This is a genomic window from Helicobacter sp. L8 (genome assembly GCF_003660355.1).
Classification (GTDB): Bacteria; Campylobacterota; Campylobacteria; order Campylobacterales; family Helicobacteraceae; genus Helicobacter; species Helicobacter labacensis.
On record NZ_QXQR01000003.1, the window covers coordinates 124,682 to 150,798 of the forward strand.

The window sequence follows — 26,117 nt, forward strand, 5'->3', positions numbered from 1 at the left end:
GCGCATGGGGGGATTAGTTGGACTTGGCGTGCTTGAAGTTTTCCACTAAGTGTTTGAAGGGCTTGAGGTTTTGGGGCATGAGGTCTTGGGAGAGTTTAGCCATGCTTCTAGCATACACCTTAGATAAGACTTGATCGATGTGTTTGTCAAAGTTTTTATCGCGCACGGACACGCTTTGGCTAACGGGCATGAATCCCCCTGAGCTGGTGCGTTGCCTGCGGATCACCGTGTGGGTTTTAACCTTGAAACTAGGAAGCTCTATGCTAGCCATGTGGAAAGCGTTGTTGCTCTTGGGTTCTACCAATTTGAGGCGCAAAAAGCCCGCAGAGATGTCTGTGAAGTCTTCTTCAATGCCCTGGTTGTTTTGGGTGAGTTTCATGTCCGTGTCTTCTAAAATATTGATAAAAGCACTCACATGCACCACGGCAAAGGTTTCATCTTGCTGTTGAGGGCTGAGTTTGACAGAGGTCAGCACAGAAAAACCCCGATTTTTTAGCATTTGGACTAATTGCTCCTGCAGGGATTTTGTGAACTTATCTTGCAGGGCTGTAGACACATTCTTGCTAAAATCCAAGGACAAGGGAGCTAGTGCCAAAGTGTAGTGGTTTTGCGGTTGGGTTTTTTCATGCAATTCGTAGACATACTTTTCCGTGCTTGCATGGTGTTCTGTAGCGTAGGCTAGCCCCGCCATTCCTAAAAAAGCGCATAAAACTACCTTCTTATACATACCAATCCTTTTTTTAAAAAATTTTTGCCATGCTAGCTTAAAATGGTTAATAAGCTTAGCGTTTTTTTAAAAAGCGCATGGCTAATTTTAACATGCGCACCATTAGGTTGAACTTCTTGGCACTATCCCAAAAAGACGCGCCCCTTCTGCGCCTAGCCATTAGCACGAGTAGGTGGTTTCAAACTCAAAAGGATGAGGCTTGCTCTCCCAAGGAAACACCTCGGATTTGAATTTGAAACTCTGGTAAGCTTGGATAAACTCTTCGGTAAAAACCTCGCCCTTTTTTAAGTAGTCCTTATGGGCTAACATCTCTTCTAAAGCACTACGCAGGGTGTGGGGCAATTGTTTGATGCCTTGATCCCTAATTTCATCTAAAGTGAGCTTGAAGAGATTTATGTCCATGGGTGCGCCCGGATCGCTCTTAGTGTGAATCCCATCTAAACCGGCCATCAAGATCGCCGCAAAGGCTAAGTAGGGGTTAGAAGAGTTATCTGGAAAACGCAACTCAAAGCGGGTTGCCTTGCCACTCACTCCATAGGGGATACGCACACTCGCGCTGCGATTTTGCGCTGAATAGGTCAGAATAGAGGGAGCTTCATACCCGGGGATCAAGCGTTTATAGGAGTTGCTAGAGGCATTGGTAAAGGCGGCTAGACTTCTAGCGTATTGCAACACCCCGCCCAAAAAGTGCAACGCCATTTGACTTAAATTCTTATATACATCTCCACAAAAGAGATTCTCTCCCCCTTTCCAAATACTCACATGGGTGTGCATTCCGCTCCCATTGTCTCCATGCAAGGGCTTAGGCATGAAAGTGGCGGTTTTACCATTGAGATGGGCGACCATTTTCACCACATATTTGAGCTTTTGCACATTGTCAGCCGCCTCTACCAAATTGCCAAAACGCACCCCGATCTCCCCTTGTGCTTGGGCTAATTCGTGGTGCACGACATAGGTTTCTAGCCCCACTTGGTTTAACACCTTGACGATCTCCGCGCGTAAGTCCATCATAGTATCTGTAGGAGGAGTGGGCAAATACCCACCCTTGCGCCCGGTGCGATGCCCAAAATTCACCCCCCCCTCAAAACTGCGCGCTCTATTCCACTCCCCCTCTTCGCTATCAATTTCGTAGTATTGGCAATTCACATCCCCTTTCATCTTAATGGAGTCAAAGATAAAAAATTCATTTTCTGCCCCAAAGTAAGCCATATCTCCCAGCCCGCTCTCTTGAAGGTGTTTTAGGGCGCGCTTGGCAATCACCCTAGGGCATTTCTCATACTCTTGTTGCTTGTAAATGTCCCACACATCGCAAAACACAACCGCCGTAATATCCGCACTGAAGGGATCGATGAAGTAGCGCACCAAATCGGGCTGTAAAATCATGTCAGACTTGTCAATGCTCTGCCATGCCTTAAAACAACTCGCATCAAAGGGGATGCCTTGTTGCAATAAATCCTCATCCACACTGCTAAAAGAATACCCGATGTGATTCCAAGTGCCCTTGACATCGGTAAACCTAAAGTCTACAAACTCTACCTCCTTTTCTTTGCAAAATTCCAAGAATTTTCGCACATCCGCATCACTATTATGAAGATCCATGCCAAGCCTTTCTTTTATTTTTATTCTAACATAACCAAAGTTAAGGCACAGCTACAAAGGGGGCTTCAGCCAAAGGTGGGCTTATATGCCCCCTATAAGCCCGGTAACAAATACGCACACTCGCTATAAGCACCATGAAAGCCACTAACATGAAAAACACGCACAAAAGCGCGTCTATGGTGTGGTTGGCGATGGTGTGTTTAAGCAGACTAATTTGCTTAGGATCGTTGGTAGTCGCTAATTTTTCAACAAGGGTTTGGATAGTGGCGACATGAGAAACATGGTTTAACACGCTATCACTCCCCCTAGGCAACACCTTTAGCACCCCGCTATAAAGGGTGATCCCCAAAATCAAGGCGGCCGGAATTGCCGTTACTAGCGCGTATTTAAAGCGTTGCATTTTAAAAAGAATAGTGGTGCCTAGCAAAAGAGCCATGCCAGCTAACATTTGGTTACTCACCCCAAAGAGGGGCCAAAGCGTGTAAATACCCCCCTTGGGATCGATAGTGGCTTGGTGCACAAAATGCCCCCAGAGAGCTACACACACCAAAGTCGCAAAAATCCCCGCGCTATAGGACTTGGTGTTGCCTAAGGGCTTGTAGAGATGCCCTAAGATGTCTTGAATCATAAAGCGTGCCGTGCGCGTGCCCGCATCTACAGCTGTGAGGATAAACAAGGCTTCAAAGAGAATAGCAAAGTGGTACCAAAAAGCCATCACACTAGGATCACCCACAAGCTCATAAACCACCATACTAAGCCCAATAGCAAAGGTAGGCGCGCCCCCTGTGCGGCTCAAAATACTCTGTTCACCGATGTTGTGCGCGATCTGGGCGATCTCTTGGGGGGTGATAGAAAAGCCCCAAGAGCTAATCACCTTAGCGGCTTGGGCGATGTCATGACCTATGGTACTAGCGGGTGCGTTGATTGCAAAATACAACCCGGGGTGCAAAATCGCAGCCATCAATAAAGCCATGATCGCCACAATGGACTCCATAAGCATAGCGCCATAGCCTACAAAGCGCGCATGGCTTTCTTTGGCGATCATCTTGGGCGTGGTGCCTGAGGCGATCAAAGAGTGAAAACCACTAATCGTCCCGCAGGCGATTGTGATAAAGAGAAAGGGGAAAAGCGCGCCGGCAAACACGGGTCCGCTCCCATCTACAAAATGCGTGATCTTGGGGATTTGCAAGGGTGGGGCGACGATGATGATCGCCCCAGCTAAGATCAAGATCACCCCGATCTTTAAAAAAGTGCTCAAATAATCCCTAGGGGCAAGCAAGAACCACACGGGTAAAATAGCCGCCACAAAACCATAGGCAATAATGAGCCATGCCAAACTGCCCTCTGTTAGGGTGAAATAAGAAGCCAGCACGGGGTCATTGGCTACTATTTTGCCATAGTAGATTGCCAAGAGTAAGAACACAAAGCCCAAGAGTGAACTCTCTAGCACCTTGCCCGGGCGCAAAAAGCGCATGTAAAGCCCCATTAAAATAGCGATGGGAATGGTGCAAGCGATGGTAAAAAGCCCCCAAGGGGAGTGGGCTAAGGCTTTGACAACCACCATCGCCAAGACCGCGATGAGAATAACCATGATCCCCAAAATCCCCAACATGGCAAACCAGCCCACCACCGCTCCCATTTCTTCTTTGATCATTTCGCCCAAAGACTTCCCATCGCGCCGCACAGAACAAAACAACGCCACAAAATCGTGCACACAGCCCCCTAAAACACTCCCAATTAAAATCCACAGCACAGAGGGCAGGTAACCCATTTGCGCGGCTAAAATGGGTCCCACTAAGGGTCCTGCCCCTGCAATGGCTGCAAAGTGATGTCCAAACATCACGACCGGATTAGTGGGGACATAGTCGCGCCCGTCATTGCGCACACAGGCGGGTGTAGCGCGCGTATCATCTAAGCCTAGCACCTTATAGGCGACAAAATGGCTATAAAAGCGATAGCCTAGAGAGTAAATGCAGATCGCCGCACACACCAGCCACAGCGTGTTAATGCTCTCGCCCCTGTGCAAGGCTAATACCCCCAAACACACCGCCCCCAAAAGAGCCACCAACCCCCACAACAAACGCCCCACAGATTTCCACATCAAAGACTCCTCATGCCCTAGATCAGAAATTATAAATGTAGTTGGCAAACAAGACTAATTTGCGTTGTAGGGTGATATGCGCTGATCCCCCCCTTCCATAATTCCCCCACTTATTCTTATCCACCTCCTTATAATAGGGGTGGGGGATAAAGGGGTAGCGCACCCCCACCTCAAAGCCTTGGTGTTTGGTCAAATGCACCCTCAAGCCCGCTTGAATCGCCACTTGGAAGCTGGGTATTTTATAATACTTGGCTTGATTGCCCCTAGATTCCATCATGGTCGCCTGATTTTCCCACACCGCGTCTGCGCTCACGCATTGGCGCGCTTGGAGGGGTAGCTGGGTTTGGCAGGTTTTATTGCTAGCGTAACTCTTGCCCAGTAGCCAACTCTCCCCTCCTAAAATCCCCCCCACAAACATGCCAAAACTCTGATCATTCTTATCATAGAAATTAGCCAGCAAATCCATCCCCGCTCCATAGAAGAAAACCGCCGCGCTTTGGGTGGCGTTGATACTCTGGGCTTTGGCATTGAAAGTGAGGTAGGAATAATTCCCCCCTTGCGCGCTTGCAAAAGCGAAGTAGCGTAACCCAAAGAGTTTTGGCTTGCCAAAGAATTGTTTATAACCCACCTGTAAATTGCCCCCATAAAGCGCGCCCGTGTGCGAATTGCCCCCGGTAATGGTAGCACCCACCTTAGGAACGGGCGCAAAAGGCTCGTAAATATTCTCCATCACCATTTTAAAATCCCATACCCGTGTGAAGTGTGAATAGACAAATCCGCCCCCCACAAACACCCCATTTTTCTCCGCGCCCAAAGCACCCGCAAGGCACACCAATAACCCCACAAAACGCCTTAATCTAAATAACAACATGGTAATCCTAGTGTCAATATTGCCCATGGTGGCATAAAAGTATGGGAGTGTCAAGATGCTATTAACATTTAGTTAACCATCACACCCAACACTTCAGTATCATAAAGTTGGGGCTTTGATGCAACGCGCAAGACAGATAGAGAACCTACAAGAGAGCAAATGGGATTTGATCATCATTGGAGGGGGGGCAAGTGGCTTGGGGCTAGCCCTAGATGGAGCAACGCGGGGGTATAAGACCCTCCTATTAGAAGCGCGCGATTTCACTCAGGGCACTTCGAGCCGTTCTACCAAACTCTTGCATGGGGGGGTGCGCTACCTAGCCCAGGGGGATTTTAGCCTAGTGTATGAAGCCCTGCACGAACGAGGAGCTTTGATCGAAAACGCCCCACATTTGTGCGCGTGGCAGGGCTTTGTGATCCCGTGCGCCCACTGGGGGCACACACTTTTTTATGGGCTAGGCTTAAAACTCTACGCTTTAATGGCGGGCAAGTGGCAGGCGCATGGCACGGATGTCATTTTTAAGCCCGATGGCTTGTTGCCCGGGGTGCGTCCTCAAGCATGCCAGCACGCCGTGCGCTATTATGATGGGCAATTTGATGACGCTAGATTGGGGATCACTTTGGCGTTGAGCGCGCATGCGCATGGGGCTAGCTTACTCAATTACATGCCAGCAGATCGCCTCCTCTTTGACGCGGATCAAAAGATTTGTGGGGTGGGTGCGCAGGATCGCTTAGGGGAGCAAACTTTTACCTTGCACGCCCCATGCGTGATCAACGCCACAGGGGTATTTAGCCAAGCTATCAACCAAATGGACCCCAGCACCACGCAAAACCAGATCACCCCCAGTCAAGGTATCCACCTTGTGCTAGATTCTAAATTCCTGCCCTCCAAGCACGCGTTGATGATTCCTAAGACCCCTGATGGGCGCGTGTTATTTGCCATTCCTTGGCATGGTAAATTGCTGGTGGGCACAACAGACACCCCCATCCAAGAAGTCAGCTACAACCCCCTCCCCCTAGAAGAAGAAGTTGACTTTCTTCTAGACACTCTAGCCCAGTATTTAGAACAGCCCCCTAAAAGACAAGATGTGCTCTCTGTCTTTGTGGGGCTTAGACCCTTGATTTCTTCCAACCACGCGCGCGCGACCAAACAGATTTCTAGGAGTCATAAAATTTACATCGCCCCTAGTGGCTTGGTGCATTTGAACGGGGGCAAGTGGACAACCTATAGGCGTATGGCACAAGAAACCCTAGATGCGTGCATCAAACAGGGTTTACTCCCCCCTAAAACTTGCCAAACCCAAACTTTAAAGCTATATGCCTACACCACAGATGCGCTAGATTCACGCTTAAAAGTCTATGGTAGCCAAGCCCAAGCCCTCTTAGAGTTGGAGCGCACCAACCCCGCTCTTGCGCGCCCCATCCACCCTAATTACCCCTATAGTTATGCGCAAGTGTTTTGGGCACTAGAACATGAGATGGCTTATAGTTTAGAAGATGTGCTCTCAAGGCGTATACGCCTCTTGCTCTTGGACGCGCGTGCCGCTTATGGTTGCGCCATGTCTGTGGGGCAGTTCATAGGCGAGTATTGGGGCTGGAGTGTGGAGAAGACCACCCAAGAGATCGCAGACTTCCAAGCTCTTGCGCGCGCCTACATCTTGGAATAAGGAGAATTATGCCAGCCTATTTAATGGCCCTAGATCAGGGCACCACTTCCTCGCGCACCTTGATTTTTGACAAGCAGGGGCGTGTTGTTTCTATGGCGCAAAAGCCTTTCAAACAGATTTTTCCCAAGCCCGGTTGGGTGGAACACGACCCTAAAGAAATTTGGGCTAGCCAGATTGCCACGCTCACAGAGGCTTTAGCCCAAGCCAATTTAGATGCCAAGCATATCGCTGCCATTGGGATCACCAACCAACGCGAAACGACTGTTATTTGGGATCGCGCCAGCGCGCAACCCATTTACAACGCCATCGTGTGGCAAGATCACCGCACCGCCGATGTGTGCGAAGCCTTAAAAAAGACGCGAAAACAATGGATTTATGACAAGACCGGTCTAGTGGTGGACGCGTATTTTTCGGCGACTAAAATCCAGTGGTTGTTAGAACATGTGCCCGGGGCGCGCGCCAAAGCCCAAGCGGGCGATCTGTGTTTTGGGACTATTGATTCGTGGTTACTCTACAATCTCACCCGCCACCAAGTGCACGCCACTGATCCTAGCAATGCTAGCCGCACCATGCTTTATAATATCCACACCTTGCAATGGGACACAGAACTTCTAGAATTCTTTGATATCCCTGCTGCGCTTTTACCAGAAGTCAAATCCTCTAGTGAAGTCTATGGGCACACCGCCACGCGCTGGGTGGAGTGCGCCATCCCCATTGCCGGAATGGCTGGAGATCAACAAGCTGCCTTATTTGGGCAGATGTGCACGGAGCCCGGACTTATCAAAAGCACCTATGGCACGGGTTGTTTTTTGCTCATGCACACTGGGGATAAGCCCGTAAGCAGCCAAAACAATTTACTAAGCACCATCGCTTGGCAAGTGGGAGGGAAAACCAGCTACGCTCTAGAGGGGGGGGTATTTGTGGGCGGGGCGGCTATCCAGTGGTTGCGTGATGGGGTGCGCATGATTGATAGCGCTGCAGACATTAATAACCTAGCTACTAAGGTGCAAGACAATGGGGGGGTGTATATCGTGCCCGCTTTTACGGGTTTAGGCGCGCCTTACTGGGATCAATACGCTAGGGGAAGTATTTTTGGGATCACGCGTGGCACGACAGATGGGCACATTGCGCGCGCGATCCTAGAGGGGATCGCCTTTCAGGTGCGTGATATTATCCAAGAAATGCAAAAGGACGCGCGCACGCAAGCTAAGCAGATCCGCGTAGATGGGGGGGCTAGCGCAAGCGATTGTTTGATGCAAATCCAAGCGGATATTTGCGATGCGCAAATCGTGCGCCCCCAAAATATTGAAACCACCGCGCTGGGTGCGGGCTATTTGGCTGGGCTAGCCGTGGGTTTTTACCGGAATTTAGAAGAAATTCAGTCCCTATGGGCAATCCAGCAAATCTTTAACCCCCAGCTAGACAGGGAGAAGATCAAGGAGATGTTGCGTTTTTGGGATAAGGCAGTGCAAGCCTCTAGGCATTGGTTGGCTTAAGGGGTGGAGCATGGAGATTTTTCTTTACGAACTCTTGGGGACGGCTTTAATGATCTTGCTGGGTAATGGGGTGGTGGCTGCATGCTGTTTGGAGGGCACAAAGTGCGGGGGGGCAGGGGCTGCCCAGTGGATGGTGATCACCACGGCATGGGGTTTTGCTGTCTTTGTGGGGGTGGTGGTGGCTGGACCTCATAGCGGGGCGCATTTAAACCCGGTGGTAACACTCAGTTTAGTTTTGCTGGGTAAAGTGAGTTGGGCGCATTTGCCCCTATACCTCAGTGGGGAATTTTTAGGCGCGATGTTAGGAGCCTTGCTGGTGTATGCGCTTTATTACGAACATTTTAAGATCACCAAGGACGCTTCGGCTAAACGGGCGTGCTTTTGCACGGAGCCAGCCCTTAGAAACCCCATGTCTAATTTTTTGAGTGAGTTAATCGGAGCCTTTGTGCTGATCTTTGTGATCTTGCATTTTAGCGACCCCTCCATCCACACCCAAGACCCCAGCGCTAAGATCGGCTTGGGGAGTTTGGGGGCACTACCTGTAGCGCTATTGGTGTGGGCGATTGGGTTGTCTTTGGGTTCTACCACCGGGTATGCGATCAACCCGGCTAGGGACATGGGACCTAGGATTGTGCTAGCCCTCCTGCCCTTGAAAGTGTCCCCCGATTTTGCTTACAGCTACATCCCCTTTATCGCCCCCCTAGTGGGTGGGGCGTTGGCTGTAGGTTTGCATAGTTGCTTGATGGCTACCTTCTAGCGTCCTCCACTTCCGCATCGATCACATCCTCATCTTTTTTCTTGCTTTGCTGGGCGTTTTGATCCTTCTTCATCATCGCCTCGGTGAGTTTGGCTGAAACCTCGCCCAAGCGCTTCATCTTAGCCTCCAACATCTCTTTGGTGGCGTTTTCATCCTTGAGCGCGCTCTCTAAGTCGTCCAAAGCGGCTTGGATTTTCTCCACCTCGCTAGATTCTAGATTGGCTTTGTGCTCCTCTAGGCTTTTTTTGGTTTGGTGCGCCAAGCTTTCGGCTTGGTTTTTAGCCTCTACCACCGCTTTACGGCGCGCATCCTCCTCTTTGTGCAACTCCGCGTCTTTGACCATTTTTTCGATCTCACTCTCGCTCAAACCACTTGAGCCAGAGATTTTGATCTCTTGGGATTTGCCGGTATTTTTGTCTTTGGCTGAAACGGTCAAAATCCCATTGGCATCAATGTCAAAGGTAACCTCAATTTGGGGCACACCACGGGGGGCTGGGGCAATCCCGGTCAAGTCAAATTTGCCCAAAGATTTGTTGTCTTTGGCAAATTCTCTCTCACCCTGCAAGACTAGAATAGAGACGGCGGGTTGGTTGTCCTCAGCCGTGGAGAAAACTTGGGCTTTTTTAGCCGGGATGGTAGTGCCCTTTTCAATGACCTTTGTCATCACGCCCCCCAAGGTTTCAATGCCAAGACTAAGTGGGATCACATCTAAGAGCAAGACATCTTTGACATCGCCTTTGAGCACGCCTGCTTGGATGCTCGCTCCTACCGCCACAACTTCATCGGGATTGACGGACTTATTGAGCTCTTTGTTGATGAAGCTTTTGACCCTCTCTTGGACTTTGGGGATACGCGTAGAACCGCCCACCAACACCACCTCAGCGATGTCTGCCTTGCTCAAGCCGGCATCTTCGATCACGCTATCAATCTTGCTAATGGTCTCCTCAATGAGATCCTCAATGAGACTTTCAAATTTAGCGCGGCTGAGTTTTTTCACCAAGTGTTTAGGTCCGCTGGCATCTGCGGTGATGAAGGGCAAATTGATTTCGGTTTCGTTAGCCGAACTGAGCTCCTTTTTGGCGTTTTCGCTCGCTTCTTTCAAGCGTTGCAAAGCCATGATGTCCTTTTTGATGTCGATCCCGCTTTCGCTTTGAAATTCTTTGGCGATGAAGTCAATGATGCGGTTGTCAAAGTCATCCCCGCCCAAAAACGCATCCCCGCCTGTGGCAAGCACTTCTACCACATTGTCCCCGGTTTCTAACACGGTCACATCAAAAGTGCCCCCGCCCAAATCATAGACCATGATTTTTTCAGACTCTTTTTTGTCCAAGCCATAAGCCAAAGCCGCAGAAGTGGGCTCGTTGATGATGCGCAAGACATTTAGCCCAGCGATTGTGCCTGCCTCTTTGGTGGCTTTTCTTTGGCTGTCATTGAAATAGGCGGGCACGGTGATCACCGCTTCATTGACCTCTTCGCCCAAGTAGCTTTGCGCATCCTCTTTGAGCTTCATCAAAATTTTGGCAGAAATCTCCTGGGGGGTGTAGATCTTGCCGGCGATCTCAATGGCGCATGCCCCATTGCGATCCACAATCTTATAGGGCAGGCGTTTTTTTGCCTCTTGGGCTTTGTCCTCATTGCTCATCAAGCCCATGATGCGCTTGATAGAGTAGATTGTTTTTTCAGGGTTGGTGATGGCTTGGCGCTTGGCGCTCTCGCCCACTAAAATCTCTCCCTTGTCTGTGAAAGCCACAATAGAGGGGGTGGTGTTTTTGCCCTCTTTATTGGCGATGATTTTTGCCTCATTGCCCTCATAAACCGCCATCGCGGAGTTGGTTGTGCCTAGATCAATGCCGATCACTTTTGCCATGTTGTATCCTTTGTGTTAAGATTAAGTATTTTTAGCGATGCTCACCATCGCAGGGCGCAACAAACGCTCTTTATATTTGTAGCCTTTTTGAAACACCTCCACAATCTCCCCCTCTTGCTTGTGTTCTGCGCTCACATGCATGACCGCATTGTGCACGCTGGGGTCAAATTCCGCCGCGCACTCCACGCACTCAATGCCATGTTTAGCCAACACTTCGTGCATTTTATGCAAGGTGAGTTCTAAGCCCTTAGAGATGGGCTGTGCCTCTCTGCTTTCCTCTTCTTTTTGCGCGCTCTGCAAGGCGGCATGCAACGCGTCAATCACGGGCAAGAGATCGCTAGCGATCTTTTCATAGGCGTATTCTAAAGCCATCGCCTTGTCTCTCTCTAGCCTTTTCTTGGCGTTTTCAAAATCCGCATGGGTGCGCACATACAAATCCTGCGCCTCTTTGAATTTGGCTTGGTAGTCAATGCCCAGCGGGGGTGCCTCCTCTTGAGGGGTGCTCTCTAGTTGCTGTGTTTCTTCTGGTTGTTCTTCCATGTTCTCCCTTTATTAAGATGCATGCGCGATGGCGTGGTAGAAGCCCTCAAAATTCTGCTCCAACCCCCCCACGCATAGCATTTTTGTCTCCTCCCCTTGGGTTTTAATGGGTTGCAGCACCCCTAAAAAACCAAGGGCAATAGACTTTCAAAATACAAGCCCTCTTTTAAATACCTAAAAATGCGCCCCCCCAACATCTCTAGCAAAAGCCCTTGATCCCCTTGAGCGCTCAAGGGGATCAAAAACCCCAACCCAAAATAAAGCCGCTTTTGGTAGAAATGCTCGATCTGCCTAGCCAAGCGCATGGCGCACACAGAGAGGGCGATCTGGCGAATCGCTTGGCATTCTAGTCCAATTAGCGCGCTGATAAAGCCCTCTAATTTCCTGTGGTAGTCCAAAGAGATTTGCAACGCCCCAAAATCCAAGATCAACCACTTGTGCGCGTGGTTGTGCACGGCTTGCAAGCGCGCCTTTTCATAGAGTTCCACAATGCTACAAATCCCATAACGCGCGCTGGCTTGTTCTAAACGGCTCAAATCCACCTCTAGGGGGGTATAGGGGTTGAGTTTGGCGCGCCAATAATCTTTGAGTGCTTGATTTGTGGGGATGCGCCCCGCACTGCTATGGCTTTGGCACAACACCCCTTGTTTGGTGAGCCGTTTGAAGTGGTTGCGGATGGTCGCTGAGGAGATGTGCTTATTTTGGTGGGCGCGTAAAAAAAGGCGCAAACTCTCTGAGCCAATGGGCGTGTGGCTATTCAAATACGCTCTAATGCACGCTTCTAAGAGCCACTCTTTTTTAGCACCCATTCACTAACCTTTCTTGCCATGTTTTAAACCAAGCGCATTATAGCATGAAATTTGCAAAATTTAGCATTACTTTTCAAATATTGCTAAAATTTAGGGATTTTTATCCCATAACTTTATATATATAGACTAAACTTTAATAAAGTAATATATTTAAAATACTTTCTAGTTTATAAGTAGATTTGAAATTTGTCTGCTTTAGTTATAATGCGCGCAAAAAGGACGCATTGTGTTCAAAGGGGTGTTGTGGGCGTTGTGGGTGTTTTTAAGTGTAGGGTGGGCTAAATCTAGCCCAACATCCTATGAATACATGATGAAAGATGGTTGGATCGCCTTTGACAATAAGGAGTATAAAAAAGCGCTGAGGATATACCACAAGCTCAATCAAGCGGGCAGCGCGATGGGGGCAGAGTTTTTAGCAGATCGCTATTTAGCTGGGGATGGGGGGATAAAGCGTAATTATGCCAAAGCCAAATTTTACTACCAGAAGGCTATCTTAAATTTTATAGGTCCCATTCCACAAGGTTACACAGTGGGGGATGGTTCTTATGAGTATGAGGCCGCAATACGCGCGGGCTTTAAATTAGCGGGCATGTATGCTAAGGGTTTAGGGACACCCAAAAACCCTAAAAAAGCCTTTGATCTCTACCAAAGAGTATTGGTCTATAAGGCTGATAATGCCTGCTATCCTATCTCTAAAGATTGGCGCTTTGGACACAAGCGGTGTCTTAAGTTACTTGGCTCCTACTCCTCTTATGACTATGGGTGGAATCGCTTTGAGGACATTCCTCAATTAAGCGATGCGCTTTACTATGTAGGCAAGGCTTATAAAAAGGGCAAAATCGTGCCCAAAAACCCTAAAAAAGCCCAGCAATTTTTAGCAAGTGCCGTGGATTTGCAAAACCAAGACGCGCTTAAAGATATGGATCGCTTACTAGAACTAGCCAAGCAAGCCAAGAAGCGCCAAGATTACAAAAGGGCTGCTAGGCTGTATAGCCAAGCTAGCAATTTGCACAGCATTATGGGAACCTTTCTCTTGGCTGATTTATATTTTGAGGGCAAGGGAGTGAAGCAGGACTTTAACCAAGCAGGTCTTTACTACGGCTTGGGTTTTGATCGTTTTTTAGGATTGCGCTATGTGTTGAGTGGTTATTATCGCATGCCAATGTGGAATGGTGAGATTCTCTGGACAGTGGATCGCTCTGTGGCTGATAATTATGCGCACCAAACTTTCAATGATTTAGCCAATCGCGCTTTTTATGCGTTTTCCAGCTCGCTTTTTTGATCAACACCCACGCGTTAAAAGCACGCCATGTTATCGAGCAGGGCGATCCCTCCGCCCCTAAATTCAAGTTGTATCAAAATATCTTGTTATTTGCCAAAGGGTGCATGCCCGCTTCGCGAACAAAATTTGAACACGACACGAGCGATAAGTGGCAACTGAGCTTGAACATTGATTCGCATTATAAAGTGTGTGATCTTAAACTCTTACACCCTAGCGACTTTGACTATAAGCGCGCTAAACAATCTAAAATAGATACCCAAACTCTAGGCAAAACTCTTTATGCTCTAGCTCAAGCCTACTTAGAGGGCTTGGGCACAGCCAAAGATGAAAAACTGGGTTTAGGGTATTTGAAAAAAGCGGTAGAATTTGAGAACAAGGATGCGACTTTAGCGTTAGAAAAATGGCAGAAATTACATTGATGCTAACCGGCAGGTTATTTGTCTAATTGCCACAAGAGATACACGGGTATTTTAATTATCATTAATTTTTTATCCAACCGCTCGCGCTCGATCGCTTTTCTCTTAACAAGACTTAAGGACAAAGGAGTAGCCAACACCACCAAAGCCCTAGAAGCCAACCCCGCTAAAAACGCCACGCCCATGCCCATGCAAAGGGCAGATTATTAAAAAAGCAGGTGAGATCCGCGTTTTCATGGTAGATAAATCTTGTGCGCCATATTAACATGCAAATGTTAGAATCGTATCCAATAGCTTGCTAAGGAGAGATTGTGCCCTTTGTCAATATTAAAATCACCAAAGAAGATGGTCCCACTAAAGAGCAAAAAGAGGCGTTGATCGCCGGGGTTACAGATGTATTAGTCCAAGTCCTCAATAAAAACAAGGCTTCCACCGTGGTGATCATTGAAGAGATCGACACGGATAATTATGGCTTGGGGGGGCAAAGTATTACGCGGGTGCGCCAAGGGCAGTGATGTCCATCCACCACCAACAAGCCCGTGTTCATCCACGGGAGAGTCTACTTTTTAATGATGGCTCAAAGGTCGCTTAGTGTTACTACGCTATCTACTCTCTACCTTCATCTACGCGCTAGGGGGTTCTATCTTTAGCGTAGGGCTGATGTTGTGGGTCTATGAAAGCTCGGGCTCCATTGCCCAATTCGCCAGCTGGGCTTTTTTATGATGCTATCTTCCCTGATTGCCCTGCCCTTTGCCCAAAGTGGGCGCGCTCATGGAGCGTTATAACCCCAAATTCAGCGTGCAAATATTTCGTCTCTGTTTGATCGCCTTAAGCGTCATGCAATATTTCATTTTAAAAGCGCAGATGAATTTTTATTTTCTAATTCTGATCCTTGTGATTCATGGTGTAGGGGGGCGTTGCTAGGACCTACGAGTAAGAGTATACAAATGTCCTTTGCCACATCTAAGAATTACGAGCGCGTCAATGGTTTGATCAAAGCCTCCTATTTTAGCGCCACTCTCATCGCCCCCATTCTAGCGGGGTTCTTATTAAAACCTTTGGGCATCGCTAATCTAGCTTTGATCCAACTAGGGTGCGCCCTGCTTGCGTTTTTGTGTTGTATAGATTGGCTATGGGCTAAGAATAGTAACTCAAGCCCAGTAGCCACAACCCCCAGTGTCTCCTTTCTAGGGGGGTTTAAGATTTTGCGATCCCACCCCATTTTTGCTTATGCTATTTTTGCTTTAATCGCCAATATCTTTGCTGGGATCGCTAATAAAATCATCTTGCCCGTGAGCATCGATCTCTTTTCTTCTGAGATTACGGGGCTTTTAATAGGCTTGCTGACAGCGGGGTCTTTAGGGGGGAGTTTCATCATCTCGGCTATTGGCAATGTAAAGCGCAAAGTTCGCGCCGTGCTTTTGCTAACTCTCTCTCAAGGCTTTGTGCTCATCATTGCTTTTGTGCTGGTGCTCACTAAAATTTTACCCATCAATTTTTGGGCGATTGTCCCCTTTTTAATACTTTGCAGTATCCTAGAAGTGATTGTTGATGCCATTGATCTAGCCTATTGGCAGGCTTGCGCTCCTGAAGCTCAAAAGACTACCTTCCTATCCTGGCATAGCATGAGTGCTTTGCTCTCTGGGTTTCTGGCATGGATTTTGATCACTCCCATTGTGGATGGTGCAAAGACCTTAGGCAAGCATTTTTACCCAGATATGTCTGCTAACCACGACTACATTCTATTTTTTGCCATTATCTTTCTGGCTGTGGCTAATGTGGTGGCGGTATTGGTATTTTGGGGCTTTAAGCACAAAACCCCGCATTGAGAGGTTTGGTAAAGCAGAGATCCTTTACTCCTGTATTGCCCTTTGAAGTTGTGCGTATCCCTCCGTATTTTATCTTTGCGCGCTTATAAGATTTCTATAACGACTTTCTAGCTAAAATTCTCAAAAGTAAAATCATTTTAGGAGGCTAGCATGGGTTTTTTCAATGTGGGGCACCAGCAACAACACAGCGCAGAACAAGAACAGCTCATCGTTGCGCTGCGCACAAAGAACGCCGATTTAGAGGGCATTTTTACAGCTATCCATAAATCCATGGCCGTGATCGCATTTGACCCCTCTGGGGTGGTGCTCGAAGCCAATGATAACTTTTTAAGGCTCATGGGCTATAGCTTGGAAGAAGTGAGGGGCAAGCACCACAGCATGTTTTGCGATCCTGAATCTGTGCGTTCCCCTAAATACGCGCATGCTTGGCAAGATTTAGCCAATGGGCTTTTCAAAATAGGCACTTTCAAACGCCTCACTAAAGAGAAAAAACCCCTTTACTTAGAAGCCACCTATAACCCCATTTTAGACGCGCAAGGCAAGGTTATCAAGGTGGTGAAATTCGCCACAGATGTAACCAGTAAAATTCTCGAGCTCAATGACTTGAAATCCATCTACAACGCCGCTTTGGTGAGCATGGCTCTAATTGAGTTTGACACAGAACGCCAAGTCCTCATGGCTAATGACAACTTTTTAGACCTCATGGGCTATAGTCTAGAGGAAATCAAGGGGAAGAAGCATGCCATGTTTTGTGAATCTGAGTATGTGAAAAGCCCGGAATACGAAGCCTTTTGGGATCGCTTAATCGCTGGGGACTTTACCCGTGGCACCTTTGTGCGCCTCAATAAAAAGGGGAAAAAGGTGTATTTAGAAGCCAGTTATAACCCGGTTTTTAACACTGAGGGCAAGATTTACAAGATTATCAAATTTGCTTGGGATGTAACCCCCAAAGAGGAAAAGATTCTAATGACCTTAGATTTGATCAAAGAAAATCAAGACTTGACCGACCATGGAGTCGCGGTGATCGAAAAAACCACGCAGAGTATCCAAGGCGTAGCAGAGACCATGAAAAACAGCGCGGACCTAGTGAGCACGCTCAAAAGCCAATCTGAATCCATTTCTAGCATCACCCAGACCATTAAGGACATCGCCGATCAAACCAATTTATTAGCCCTCAATGCCGCCATTGAAGCCGCCCGGGCAGGTGAGCATGGCAGAGGTTTTGCGGTGGTGGCTGATGAAGTGCGCAAATTAGCCGAGCGCACAGGCAAATCGGTAGCAGAAATTGGGGGCATTATTAGCGCGATTTTTGAAATCACCGCGCAAGTGGTGGTTAACATCGATGCGGGGACACAGGAGGCAGACAAAACAGTCGCGCTCTCTTGTGAGAGCAAAGACTCTATGGAAAAAATTAAAGTCGCTGGCTCTAAGGTGGCTAAGGGCATGGGGATTTGAGTAATTCCACCTCTTTTAGTGCCCAAAAGCGCGCTAAAAGGGCTTATGATCCTTGCTGCTGACTCCTTATTTTGGTGTGTGTAGTCAAGTTTGTAGGATTTAGGGGGCGCGCTTAGTAAGTGCGCTTTAAGCAAGGGCGCATTAGCATGGCTTACTTGGCTAAAGGAGGCACTTGTGATTACAATGAAAACAGAGCAAAAGAGTGTCTTGGAGCATCTCTCTAAAAATAAGTTTGTGATTCCCCCCTACCAAAGACCCTATGTCTGGGAAGAAGAGCAGTGCGAACAGCTTTGGGAAGATATTTTGGCGTTCTTTTTAGATGGCAAAGAAAACAGCCCTCATCTTTTTGAGGAAAACCCTTATTTTCTAGGTTCTATGGTGATGTATCCGCTCAATAGAGAACAGCACATCGTCGATGGGCAACAGCGCACCACGACCTTAATGTTACTCCTCAAGGCGATGCATACCAAGCTGGTTAGTGGCAATAACGCTAAGAGTAAAAGACTTATCGATGACATCGCTTCTTGTTTATGGGATATTGATAAAATCACGGGCAACCCCCATTATAACACCCCTAATTTACGCAGTGAGGCATTGGGCGATGTGGGGGGGAGAATATTGCAGGACATTTTACAAAACAAGGGGTTGGTGCAGGAGGAGGAGGGGGAGATTATCTCTAATTATGAGAAGAATTACCACTATTTTTGCCAACAATTAGATGAATTCGCTAAAGAATATCCCGATGATTTTTGCGATCTTTGCGTGTGTGTGTTGCATGGTTGCATTGTGCTTCCTGTGGAATGCGAGGGGCATGATGAAGAGAGGCGTTTTGAATACGCTTTGCGTGTCTTCAACACCTTAAATGATCGCGGGCTTCCCTTGAGGGATGTAGACATTTTTAGGAGCGTGATTTTCGCCCACAAAAAAGATCAAGAACGCCAAGAGTTTCTCCAACAATGGAAAGAGTTGGAGTATAAAACTAATATGGAATTTCTATTTAGACTCTGCATGCATGTGGTGCGCGCCCAACATAAAGATAAAAGCCGTGAAATTAGCTTGCGATCTTTTTTTCTTGATAAACACAGGGGGATTTTAAAAGATGGCGTTGTCATGCAAAACATTACCAAGATCAAGCAGTATTGGTATGCAGGAAGTCGCTATACTCTTCGATCGAAGCAGTTTTATAGTGTCCTAGGACTTATCGATAACGAACATTGGAAATATTTAGATTGCGCTTACTACATGTATTGCCTAGATAGGGGTAAGGATTATCTCAAAAACCATGAGGAACTTTTAATGCGTCTGTGCGCACATTTCTTGCTCTATACGATCAGCAAAAACACCATTAAGCTCAAGACTTTGATTCACAACGCCTACACTTCCTTATACCAAAGTGGCACTATGGATTTCCAAGCCCAAAGTCAGGATATTTTGGCGGGTAAACTTCTCTGCACAAAGAACAAGCGCACTTTCCGCGCCCAATTTGATGGCGCGCAATCCAGCAAAAAACTCACCAAAGCCCTGCTAGCCCTCAATTTATATTTAAAATACCCACAGCAAATACTAGAGGGGTGCGAGAAACGCGAGATCGAGCACATCTTCCCCCAAACCACGCAGTGGCGCAAAAATTACACCGGCTGGGACAAGATCAAAGCCAAGCCCTTTATCGAATCCATTGGCAATAAAATATTGCTAGAAAAACCCCTTAATATCAAAGCCAGCAATGGGTATTTTGATGATAAAAAAGCCCAATACGCTAAATCCAAATTCCTAGAAGCCCAAGATTTAGCCAAACTCCCCCAAAGCGATTGGCTACAAACCGACATAGAGGCGCGCACAGAGGAGATTTACACGCGCTTGCACGCCTTTTTCAAGCAATATGCGATCTAGACCCCGCTTTATTAAGCATGGTAGTAAAAATCCAGCGCGCCAATTTTTCTCAAGCGCACCTTTCCCTCTTGTAATAGGGTGTTTAAATCTTTGTCTGAGAGGTAGTTGCGCGCCTCTGGTGTGCTTAAAGGGCGGCGTTCTAGCAACGCTAAAAAGGCGCATGGGTCTAGCATTTGCAAAGCAAGAGTGCTAGGGGAGTGTGCGCGCAGGGCTAAACTGACCGGCAAACCCTCAAAATGCGCTGCGATGGCTAATAACGCCTCTGGGCTTAAAGGTTTAGCATTATGGGAGGGGGGGCGATCGATGGTGCTCAAATCCACGCGCGCAATTCTAATTTGGCGCAAAAAGCGCGCGATAGCTTGGATATTTTCCAAGCTATCATTAACCCCCTTGACTAATAACACCTCAGCTACTAACATGCCCTCATAGCGCGCGCTAAAATCTGCAATCCCCTCTAAGAGATGTTCTAGGCAAATGCTTGCGCTGGGTTTATCCACCTTAGCAAACGCCTTAGGCACAGCCGCATCCAAAGAGAATTTCACGATGTCATAGCGCAACAAGGCTTTTTGCACCTCAGGATCGCCAAAGCGCGATCCATTGCTCAAAATCAAAGTCTTAAGTCCGGGAGGGGTTTGAAGTTGGGTGATAAACTCATAGAGATGAGGGTAGAGTGTGGGTTCGCCATTGGCAGTTGTGGTGAGCACATCTAGGGGGGTGTTTTTGTGAATCTGTAAGGCGTTATGCACCGCTTCTAAGAGGGCAGGCAGGGGGATCACATGCGCCATTTTATCTACAGGCTTGTGCGCCTTGAGTTCGCAGTAAACGCAATTAAAATTACATTGTTTCACCTCTCCGCTTACATCGATCCCCAAAGACCACCCAAAACGCCGGGATTGCAAAGGACCAAAGACAATTCCCATTCATGCCTCCTCATTTGGGATTATCTCTTGGGCATGGCATTTTAGACACTCTGACACGCTGGGTTTTTTCTTATAGATTTTGAGCACACGCAAGCCCCCACACTCCTCACATGGCTGAGAGTCAGGTTTGTAATTAGAAATGAATTTACAGCTAGGGTAATTATCACAACCATAAAACATCCCCTTTCTACCTCTTTTGGCGCGCACATCGCCCCCACATTGCGGGCACTTGGCAAGAGGGGGGGTGTTTTTAGTTTCTGTGTTGCGGATATTTTTACAAGTGGGATAAGCGCTGCACGCCACAAACGCCCCAAAACGCCCCTTCTTGCTCACCATGGGCGCGCCGCACTTCTCACACACGCCCAAATCTGCGTTTTCTTCATACTTGATATATTTGCATTTAGGATAGCCACTGCATGCCACAAACTCCCCATACCTCCCCACTCTTTGCACCAAATCCGCGCCACACTGCGGGCATGCCTCTCCTGTGGGGACACTCACTTTTTGAGAGACAATATTGAGCTTGCCCTCCTCAATTTGCGCCATAAAGGGGGTGTAGAAGTCTAAAAGCATTTGTTGCCAACCTAGTTGGTGGCTAGCAATCGCGTCTAATTTGTCTTCTAACCCGGCACTAAAGGTGGTATTCACAATCTGGCTAAAGTGTGTTTCTAAAATCTCAATCACGCTAAAGGCACTGGGGGTGGGGGTGAGCTGTTTTTGTTGCAAGGACACATAGTCGCGGCTAAGTAGTAGGGCGATGGTGGGCGCGTAGGTGCTAGGTCGCCCAATGCCCAAACTCTCTAAAGTTTTGATCAAAGAAGCCTCTGAGTAGCGCGCGGGGGGCTGGGTGGTGCACTCTTTAGCCTCTAAAGCCTCTGTGCGCACTATTTGGTGGAGCTTGAAAGCGGGCAAGAGCATGTCCTTATCCACCTCGCCTAAAACTTTGTAAAAACCCTCAAAGAGCAACTTGCGCCCACTGGCTTTAAAGATCGCCCCTAGCTTTTCATTAGCAAAATACACGCTTTGGTTTTCAAAACGCGCATCGCTCATTTGGGAGGCTAAAAAGCGTTGGTAAATCAAGGTATAGACCTTATGCTCTTCAGGCTTGAGATAGGCTTTAGCCACGCTGGGGGTGAAGTCTAAATTAGTGGGGCGAATCGCCTCATGGGCTTCTTGAGCGCTCTTGTTTTTGGAGGTGTAAGTTTTGGGCTTTTTGGGTAAAAAGGGCGCGCCATAAGTTTTTTCAATAAAGGCGCGCGCGCCCTCTATAGCCTCTTTGGCGATGTTGAGGCTATCTGTGCGCATATAGGTGATCACCCCGCTAGCCCCCTGCGGGGTCATTACCCCCTCATAGAGTTTTTGGGCAATGCTCATGGTTTTTGAGGGGCTATAGCCCAGTTGGCTGGAGGCGCTTTGTTGCAGGGTTGAGGTCATAAAGGGAGGGGGCGTGGGGGTGTTTTTCTCTTTGGTATCGATGTTGCTAACTTGGTAGCTTTGATCGCGCAATTTAGCCACCATTTCTAAGGCTTTTTGCAAATCCCTAAGAGCTTGTTTTTTGAGCTTTTCGTGCTGGTAGCTTTGCAACTCCACCTTAACCCCCCCCATGACCCCCTCAATTTGGTAATAAGTAATGGGTTTAAAAGCTTGTATCTCGCGTTCGCGATCCACGATGAGTTTGAGCGCAGCGCTTTGCACCCGCCCAGCGCTCAAGCCCCTAGAAATTTTAGAGGCTAGTAGAGAACTCAAACTAAAGCCCACAATGCGATCTAGAAGTCTGCGGGCTAGTTGGGCGTTAATTTTATGTATATCTAGGGTTTTAGGGTGCTTGAGCGCGTGTAAAATAGCCGATTTGGTGATTTCATGAAAAACAATGCGCGGGAAGGCAAAGATGGGGTTATGGGGGGCTTTGGGCTGGATTTGGGCTTGCAAAGCGCGCATTTCCTCCAGGGGGTCTTGGGATTTGTGCCCGGCTTGGTTGATGAGGTAGGCAATGTGGTAGCCAATCGCCTCGCCCTCTCTGTCCTCATCTGTGGCGATGTAAACTTCTTTGGCGGCTTTAGAGCGTTGTAAAATCTGGGCGACAATCTCTTTATGGTCTTTATCCACCGCGTATTTGGGGATAAATTGGTTATCTTGCACGCTAATGCCCATCGCGTATTTTCTCAAATCGCGCACATGCCCCTTAGAGGCGATGATCTCATAACTACTGTCCAAGAAATGCGCGATTGTCTTGGCTTTGGTGGGGGATTCTACAATGATGAGTTTGGTGTGTTTAGCCATAAATACCTCGTTTTTGCCGCATTATAAACTATTTTGGTGCATGGATGATCTGCAAAACATGGAATAGCTATTGCTTTGCGTGGGCATATTATCGCAAAGGATGCAAAGATGAGTTTTAGAATCAATACGAATGTCGCCGCATTGAACGCGCACACTATCGGGGTGCGCAACAACCGCGATCTCTCTACTTCTTTAGAAAAATTGAGTTCGGGCTTGCGCATCAATAAAGCTGCCGATGATGCCTCAGGGATGGCAATCGCGGATAGCTTGAGAAGCCAAAGCGCGAGCTTAGGGCAGGCGGTTAAAAACGCTAACGATGCGATTGGGGTGGTGCAAACCGCGGATAAGGCAATGGACGAACAGATCAAAATCTTAGACACGGTGAAAACTAAAGCCGTGCAGGCTGCCCAAGATGGGCAAACCGCTGAAACCAGAAAGGCGTTGCAAAGCGATATTTTACGCCTCTTAGAAGAGTTGGACAATATCGCCAACACCACGAGTTTTAATGGGCAACAACTCTTAGCCGGGAGTTTTTCTAACAAAGAGTTCCAAATTGGGGCTTACTCAAACACTACGATCAAGGCTTCTATTGGTCCTACGGGCTCAGATAAGATCGGGCATGTGCGCTTTGAAACCTCCGCGATGGATCGCGGTGGGATGGAGGTGAGTGCGGGCGCGCACAATCTCCAAGAAGTTACCCTTAGATTCAAGCAGACCAATGGGGTTAACGACTTCAAATTGGAGTCGGTGAAGATCTCCACGAGTGCTGGCACGGGATTGGGCGCGCTGGTGAATGTGATCAACAAAAATTCTGTGGCTTTGGGCGTGCGCGCTTCGGCGGTGGTGATGGGCACGGGGCAGAATTCTGTGGAGTCGGGCACTGTGGTGGGCTTAACCATTAATGGGGTGTTGATCGGGAATGTGAATGATGTCCAACACAATGACCGCGATGGGAGATTGACCAACGCGATCAACTCTGTTAAGGAGCGCACGGGGGTAGAAGCCTATACAGATATTGAGGGGCGCATCAACTTGCGATCCACGGATGGACGGGCGATCTCCGTGCACACCCAAGGCAATTCTGGGCATGTCTTTGGGGGGGGGAATTTCAAGGGCATTTCAGGCGATGGGCATGCCATTGTGGGGCGCTTGACTCTCACTAGGGAGGACGCGCGCGACATCATCGTCAGCGGGGTGAATTTCAGCCATATCGGCTTGCACTCCTCCCAAGGGGTCGCCCAATACACGGTGAATTTGCAAGACATCCGTGGGGTTTTTGATGCCAACGCGGCGAGCGCGAGCGGAGGGAACGCCAATGCCGCCCAAGCGGCGTTCAATCTCAAAGGGATTGGGGCAGGGGTAACCAGTTTGCGCGGGGCGATGATGGTGATGGACATGGCAGAGAGCGCGCGTATCCAGCTAGATAAGATTCGCTCCGATCTAGGTTCTGTGCAGATGGAATTGGTTACCACGATCAACAACATCTCTGTAACCCAAGTGAATGTGAAAGCCGCCGAGTCGCAAATCCGCGATGTGGATTTTGCTGAGGAGAGCGCAAGCTTCTCCAAGTATAACATCTTGGCTCAGAGTGGGAGTTTTGCGATGGCACAGGCTAACGCGGTGCAACAAAATGTCTTGAGACTCTTGCAATAGAGGGGGTGGACTGGGTTTGAGTATTTATGAGAAAAATCTAGGGGTGTTGCAAGCTAAAGACCCCCTACTTGCCCTAGAGTTGAGCAAGCTTAAGAGTAATCTCAAATACGAGGTCTTTGTGCAACAAGACGCGTTCAATATCGTGGACATCTCTACCAATACGCCTCTATTTGCCCATAAACCCTTAGAAGAGAATTTAAATCGTTTTGAAGAACTAAAGGCTTATGCCTACATTCCCTATCTTTATTTTTATGGCGCAGGCAATGGAATGCTTATGCGCTTGTTTTTGGGCTTGGAGCAACTCAAACGCCTTGTAGTGATCGAACCAGAATTAGAAATTCTTTTCATCATTTTGAATTTACTAGACTTCAGCGAGGAGATACAAAGCGATCGACTCATTTTGCTCCACTCTAGCGCGTGCAATTACCCTTTGATCGCCTCGCTATTTTTAATGGACAAACACGCCAAAATTTACGCTAAAGTCTATGAACTCATCATCACCCACCCCTATTACGAACGCTACGCCCCAGATTTCACACAAATTAACCAGCACTTCATTAAAGCCCTTGAAAACGCTGTGATTGGCGTGGGCAATGACGCTAGGGATGCCATTGTGGGGATCAAACACCATGTGCAAAATCTACCCTTTGTGGTGCAAACCCCCACGCTGATTAACCTTGTGCAAGCCCTCAAAGCGCGCAACGCGCGCTATAACACCGCTATTATTGTCTCTACCGGACCTAGTTTGAATAAACAACTCCCCTTGCTCAAAGAAATTGCCCCTTATGCGACGCTTTTTTGCATTGATGCGTCCTTTCCCATTTTGCACGCGCATGGAATCAAACCCGATCTAGTCTTTTCTTTGGAGCGCGTGGAGGCTAGTGCCAAATTTTACCAAGACACCCCCAAAGAGGCGCAAGAGGGCGTGATCTTTGCGATCACCTCCATTGTGCACCCAAGCTTACGCCAAGCTATTAGCAAGGGCACGATTCAATTTAGTTTGCGCCCCTTTGGCTACACCTCTTTGTTTAATTTGCACGACTATGGCTATTTGGGCATTGGCATGAGTGCGGCTAACATGGCTTATGAGCTTGTGGTGCATGCGCGTTTCAAACGGTGTATTTTTATCGGGCAGGATTTGAGCTTTGCGCCCAGCGGAGAGAGTCATGCGCACGGGGCAATTTATGGCGCACAAGAAATCAAGCCCAAAGATGAGGGAGAGAAGATTTTCATTGAAGCCTATGGCGGGGAGGGGCAGGTAGAGAGCACACGCATTTGGAAACTCTTTTTAGATTTCTTTGAAAAGGACATTTACCACACGCCCTATAACTTAGAAGTGATCAACGCCACGCAAGGCGGAGCTAGAATTAGGGGCACTTTGGAATTGAGTTTTGAGCAGGCAATCGCGCGTATCAAAGCGGATTTACCCGCCCTAGAGCCTAAACCTCCCTTAAAACTCACCCCCCAAGTCCAGAGCGCAGCGCGCGCTGGCTGGAGGAAGCTAGAAACACTTGTTTAGATGCGATTGCCTACGCCCAAGAGTGTAAGGAAAAGATAGAGGCTTTGTTTTTGGAAGTGATGGCTTTTTTAGAGGAGATTGAGGGCTTGAACGCCAAGCAAGAATTGGAGAATTTGGATTTAAAACGCATCGAAGACCTGAGTGGCAAAATTGACGATCTCAAGGGCTTATTTGAAGAGGTCAAATTCAACCAGTGTTTTAATGACGCGATCCAGTCCTATATTTTTCACCAAGAATTAGACATCGCTAAGATTGTGGTCAAACCCACCCCAACCCAAGAGGATTTGCAAGCCAAACAGCTAGAATGGATTTACGCGCACAAATACTGGCTTTTTAGTCTAGCAGGGGGGATCACCTGTGTGAAGGACATTTTACAAGAAGCCCTAGATACATGGGAGGGTAGGGAATAATCTTTGCTTTTGGCATGGTAATTTTGATTA

22 protein-coding genes and 1 pseudogene are annotated in these 26,117 nt (G+C 48.0%); 14 read left to right on the forward strand and 9 right to left on the reverse strand.

What is annotated here, in order from left to right; genetic code table 11:
• Nucleotides 1–13: 13 nt before the first annotated feature.
• The 4 genes from EAO37_RS02885 to EAO37_RS02900 all read right to left on the reverse strand — a co-directional run bounded on the left by EAO37_RS02885 (nucleotide 14) and on the right by EAO37_RS02900 (nucleotide 5,298).
• Nucleotides 14–727 (reverse strand): HpaA family protein, encoded by a 714-nt coding sequence (locus EAO37_RS02885; protein WP_120945340.1) that lies wholly within the window; start codon nucleotides 725–727, stop codon nucleotides 14–16.
• A 159-nt stretch (nucleotides 728–886) separates the two neighbouring features.
• Nucleotides 887–2,326, reverse strand: coding sequence for a type I glutamate--ammonia ligase (glnA, locus tag EAO37_RS02890; RefSeq protein ID WP_120945338.1), 1,440 nt, complete (start codon nucleotides 2,324–2,326; stop codon nucleotides 887–889).
• Nucleotides 2,327–2,366: 40 nt separating this feature from the next.
• Nucleotides 2,367–4,427, reverse strand: a complete 2,061-nt coding sequence (locus EAO37_RS02895) for a carbon starvation CstA family protein (RefSeq protein WP_120945336.1) — start codon at nucleotides 4,425–4,427, stop codon at nucleotides 2,367–2,369.
• 22 nt (nucleotides 4,428–4,449) lie between these two features.
• Entirely contained in the window at nucleotides 4,450–5,298 is an 849-nt protein-coding gene (locus tag EAO37_RS02900) for an outer membrane beta-barrel protein (protein ID WP_240451704.1), read from the reverse strand.
• A gap of 118 nt (nucleotides 5,299–5,416) precedes the next feature.
• Here EAO37_RS02900 and EAO37_RS02905 point away from each other — a divergent pair, with 118 nt between their 5' ends.
• From EAO37_RS02905 to EAO37_RS02915, 3 genes are read left to right on the forward strand one after another with little or no spacing between them, the layout of a single operon-like run.
• Entirely contained in the window at nucleotides 5,417–6,964 is a 1,548-nt protein-coding gene (locus tag EAO37_RS02905) for a glycerol-3-phosphate dehydrogenase/oxidase (RefSeq protein ID WP_120951438.1), read from the forward strand.
• Between the two features lie 8 nt (nucleotides 6,965–6,972).
• Nucleotides 6,973–8,460, forward strand: coding sequence for a glycerol kinase GlpK (gene glpK / locus EAO37_RS02910; protein WP_120945332.1), 1,488 nt, complete (start codon nucleotides 6,973–6,975; stop codon nucleotides 8,458–8,460).
• Between the two features lie 10 nt (nucleotides 8,461–8,470).
• The gene (locus EAO37_RS02915) at nucleotides 8,471–9,217 is read left to right on the forward strand and encodes an MIP/aquaporin family protein (protein ID WP_120945330.1); all 747 of its coding nucleotides are present in this window, start codon (nucleotides 8,471–8,473) and stop codon (nucleotides 9,215–9,217) included.
• Here EAO37_RS02915 and dnaK read toward each other — a convergent pair.
• The 3 genes from dnaK to EAO37_RS02930 form a co-directional block, all read right to left on the reverse strand.
• Nucleotides 9,207–11,084 carry a molecular chaperone DnaK gene (dnaK, locus tag EAO37_RS02920; protein WP_120945328.1) on the reverse strand — a complete coding sequence of 626 codons (1,878 nt, stop codon included), beginning with the start codon at nucleotides 11,082–11,084 and terminating at the stop codon, nucleotides 9,207–9,209. The two genes, EAO37_RS02915 and dnaK, sit on opposite strands and share 11 nt — an antisense overlap.
• Nucleotides 11,085–11,105: 21 nt before the next feature.
• Nucleotides 11,106–11,624, reverse strand: a complete 519-nt coding sequence (gene grpE, locus EAO37_RS02925) for a nucleotide exchange factor GrpE (RefSeq protein WP_120951441.1) — start codon at nucleotides 11,622–11,624, stop codon at nucleotides 11,106–11,108.
• Nucleotides 11,625–11,746: 122 nt separating this feature from the next.
• A complete protein-coding gene (locus EAO37_RS02930) occupies nucleotides 11,747–12,433 on the reverse strand; it encodes an HrcA family transcriptional regulator (RefSeq protein ID WP_240451705.1) in 687 nt (228 codons plus the stop codon).
• A gap of 226 nt (nucleotides 12,434–12,659) precedes the next feature.
• Here EAO37_RS02930 and EAO37_RS02935 point away from each other — a divergent pair, with 226 nt between their 5' ends.
• The 9 genes from EAO37_RS02935 to EAO37_RS02970 all read left to right on the forward strand — a co-directional run bounded on the left by EAO37_RS02935 (nucleotide 12,660) and on the right by EAO37_RS02970 (nucleotide 19,305).
• Nucleotides 12,660–13,715: a tetratricopeptide repeat protein gene (locus EAO37_RS02935; protein WP_120951443.1), complete on the forward strand. Its 1,056-nt coding sequence runs from the start codon at nucleotides 12,660–12,662 to the stop codon at nucleotides 13,713–13,715.
• A 104-nt stretch (nucleotides 13,716–13,819) separates the two neighbouring features.
• The gene (locus EAO37_RS02940) at nucleotides 13,820–14,134 is read left to right on the forward strand and encodes an SEL1-like repeat protein (RefSeq protein WP_162982939.1); all 315 of its coding nucleotides are present in this window, start codon (nucleotides 13,820–13,822) and stop codon (nucleotides 14,132–14,134) included.
• An 18-nt stretch (nucleotides 14,135–14,152) separates the two neighbouring features.
• A complete protein-coding gene (locus EAO37_RS02945) occupies nucleotides 14,153–14,341 on the forward strand; it encodes a hypothetical protein (RefSeq protein WP_120951447.1) in 189 nt (62 codons plus the stop codon).
• Between the two features lie 101 nt (nucleotides 14,342–14,442).
• Nucleotides 14,443–14,646, forward strand: coding sequence for a 4-oxalocrotonate tautomerase family protein (locus tag EAO37_RS02950; protein WP_120945322.1), 204 nt, complete (start codon nucleotides 14,443–14,445; stop codon nucleotides 14,644–14,646).
• Nucleotides 14,647–14,722: 76 nt separating this feature from the next.
• Nucleotides 14,723–14,854 carry a hypothetical protein gene (locus EAO37_RS09805; protein WP_276206406.1) on the forward strand — a complete coding sequence of 44 codons (132 nt, stop codon included), beginning with the start codon at nucleotides 14,723–14,725 and terminating at the stop codon, nucleotides 14,852–14,854.
• A gap of 48 nt (nucleotides 14,855–14,902) precedes the next feature.
• Nucleotides 14,903–15,055, forward strand: coding sequence for a hypothetical protein (locus tag EAO37_RS02955; protein ID WP_162982940.1), 153 nt, complete (start codon nucleotides 14,903–14,905; stop codon nucleotides 15,053–15,055).
• A gap of 23 nt (nucleotides 15,056–15,078) precedes the next feature.
• Entirely contained in the window at nucleotides 15,079–15,960 is an 882-nt protein-coding gene (locus EAO37_RS02960; RefSeq protein ID WP_120951451.1) for an MFS transporter, read from the forward strand.
• Between the two features lie 150 nt (nucleotides 15,961–16,110).
• Nucleotides 16,111–17,415: a PAS domain-containing methyl-accepting chemotaxis protein gene (locus EAO37_RS02965; protein ID WP_120945318.1), complete on the forward strand. Its 1,305-nt coding sequence runs from the start codon at nucleotides 16,111–16,113 to the stop codon at nucleotides 17,413–17,415.
• Nucleotides 17,416–17,598: 183 nt separating this feature from the next.
• Nucleotides 17,599–19,305, forward strand: coding sequence for a DUF262 domain-containing protein (locus EAO37_RS02970; RefSeq protein ID WP_205589736.1), 1,707 nt, complete (start codon nucleotides 17,599–17,601; stop codon nucleotides 19,303–19,305).
• An 11-nt stretch (nucleotides 19,306–19,316) separates the two neighbouring features.
• On the opposite strand, the gene EAO37_RS02975 is transcribed toward EAO37_RS02970, so the two are convergent.
• Both EAO37_RS02975 and topA read right to left on the reverse strand, forming a co-directional pair.
• On the reverse strand, nucleotides 19,317–20,225 hold the full coding sequence (locus EAO37_RS02975; RefSeq protein WP_120951455.1) for a radical SAM protein: 909 nt from the start codon (nucleotides 20,223–20,225) through the stop codon (nucleotides 19,317–19,319).
• Nucleotides 20,226–22,505, reverse strand: a complete 2,280-nt coding sequence (topA, locus tag EAO37_RS02980) for a type I DNA topoisomerase (protein WP_120951457.1) — start codon at nucleotides 22,503–22,505, stop codon at nucleotides 20,226–20,228.
• A 108-nt stretch (nucleotides 22,506–22,613) separates the two neighbouring features.
• On the opposite strand from topA, the gene EAO37_RS02985 reads away from it, so the two are divergent.
• Nucleotides 22,614–24,158, forward strand: a complete 1,545-nt coding sequence (locus tag EAO37_RS02985; RefSeq protein ID WP_120945310.1) for a flagellin B — start codon at nucleotides 22,614–22,616, stop codon at nucleotides 24,156–24,158.
• Nucleotides 24,159–24,174: 16 nt separating this feature from the next.
• A pseudogene (locus tag EAO37_RS02990) lies at nucleotides 24,175–26,087 on the forward strand (motility associated factor glycosyltransferase family protein).
• Nucleotides 26,088–26,117: the final 30 nt, after the last annotated feature.

Coding starts and splice junctions, on each gene's coding strand:
- EAO37_RS02885 (WP_120945340.1), bottom strand. CDS start 727: ATGTATAAGAAGGTAGTTTTATGCGCTTTTTTAGGAATGGCGGGGCTA.
- glnA (WP_120945338.1), bottom strand. CDS start 2,326: ATGGATCTTCATAATAGTGATGCGGATGTGCGAAAATTCTTGGAATTT.
- EAO37_RS02895 (WP_120945336.1), bottom strand. CDS start 4,427: ATGTGGAAATCTGTGGGGCGTTTGTTGTGGGGGTTGGTGGCTCTTTTG.
- EAO37_RS02900 (WP_240451704.1), bottom strand. CDS start 5,298: ATGTTGTTATTTAGATTAAGGCGTTTTGTGGGGTTATTGGTGTGCCTT.
- EAO37_RS02905 (WP_120951438.1), top strand. CDS start 5,417: ATGCAACGCGCAAGACAGATAGAGAACCTACAAGAGAGCAAATGGGAT.
- glpK (WP_120945332.1), top strand. CDS start 6,973: ATGCCAGCCTATTTAATGGCCCTAGATCAGGGCACCACTTCCTCGCGC.
- EAO37_RS02915 (WP_120945330.1), top strand. CDS start 8,471: ATGGAGATTTTTCTTTACGAACTCTTGGGGACGGCTTTAATGATCTTG.
- dnaK (WP_120945328.1), bottom strand. CDS start 11,084: ATGGCAAAAGTGATCGGCATTGATCTAGGCACAACCAACTCCGCGATG.
- grpE (WP_120951441.1), bottom strand. CDS start 11,624: ATGGAAGAACAACCAGAAGAAACACAGCAACTAGAGAGCACCCCTCAA.
- EAO37_RS02930 (WP_240451705.1), bottom strand. CDS start 12,433: ATGGGTGCTAAAAAAGAGTGGCTCTTAGAAGCGTGCATTAGAGCGTAT.
- EAO37_RS02940 (WP_162982939.1), top strand. CDS start 13,820: ATGCCCGCTTCGCGAACAAAATTTGAACACGACACGAGCGATAAGTGG.
- EAO37_RS02955 (WP_162982940.1), top strand. CDS start 14,903: ATGGAGCGTTATAACCCCAAATTCAGCGTGCAAATATTTCGTCTCTGT.
- EAO37_RS02960 (WP_120951451.1), top strand. CDS start 15,079: ATGTCCTTTGCCACATCTAAGAATTACGAGCGCGTCAATGGTTTGATC.
- EAO37_RS02965 (WP_120945318.1), top strand. CDS start 16,111: ATGGGTTTTTTCAATGTGGGGCACCAGCAACAACACAGCGCAGAACAA.
- EAO37_RS02970 (WP_205589736.1), top strand. CDS start 17,599: ATGAAAACAGAGCAAAAGAGTGTCTTGGAGCATCTCTCTAAAAATAAG.
- EAO37_RS02975 (WP_120951455.1), bottom strand. CDS start 20,225: ATGGGAATTGTCTTTGGTCCTTTGCAATCCCGGCGTTTTGGGTGGTCT.
- topA (WP_120951457.1), bottom strand. CDS start 22,505: ATGGCTAAACACACCAAACTCATCATTGTAGAATCCCCCACCAAAGCC.
- EAO37_RS02985 (WP_120945310.1), top strand. CDS start 22,614: ATGAGTTTTAGAATCAATACGAATGTCGCCGCATTGAACGCGCACACT.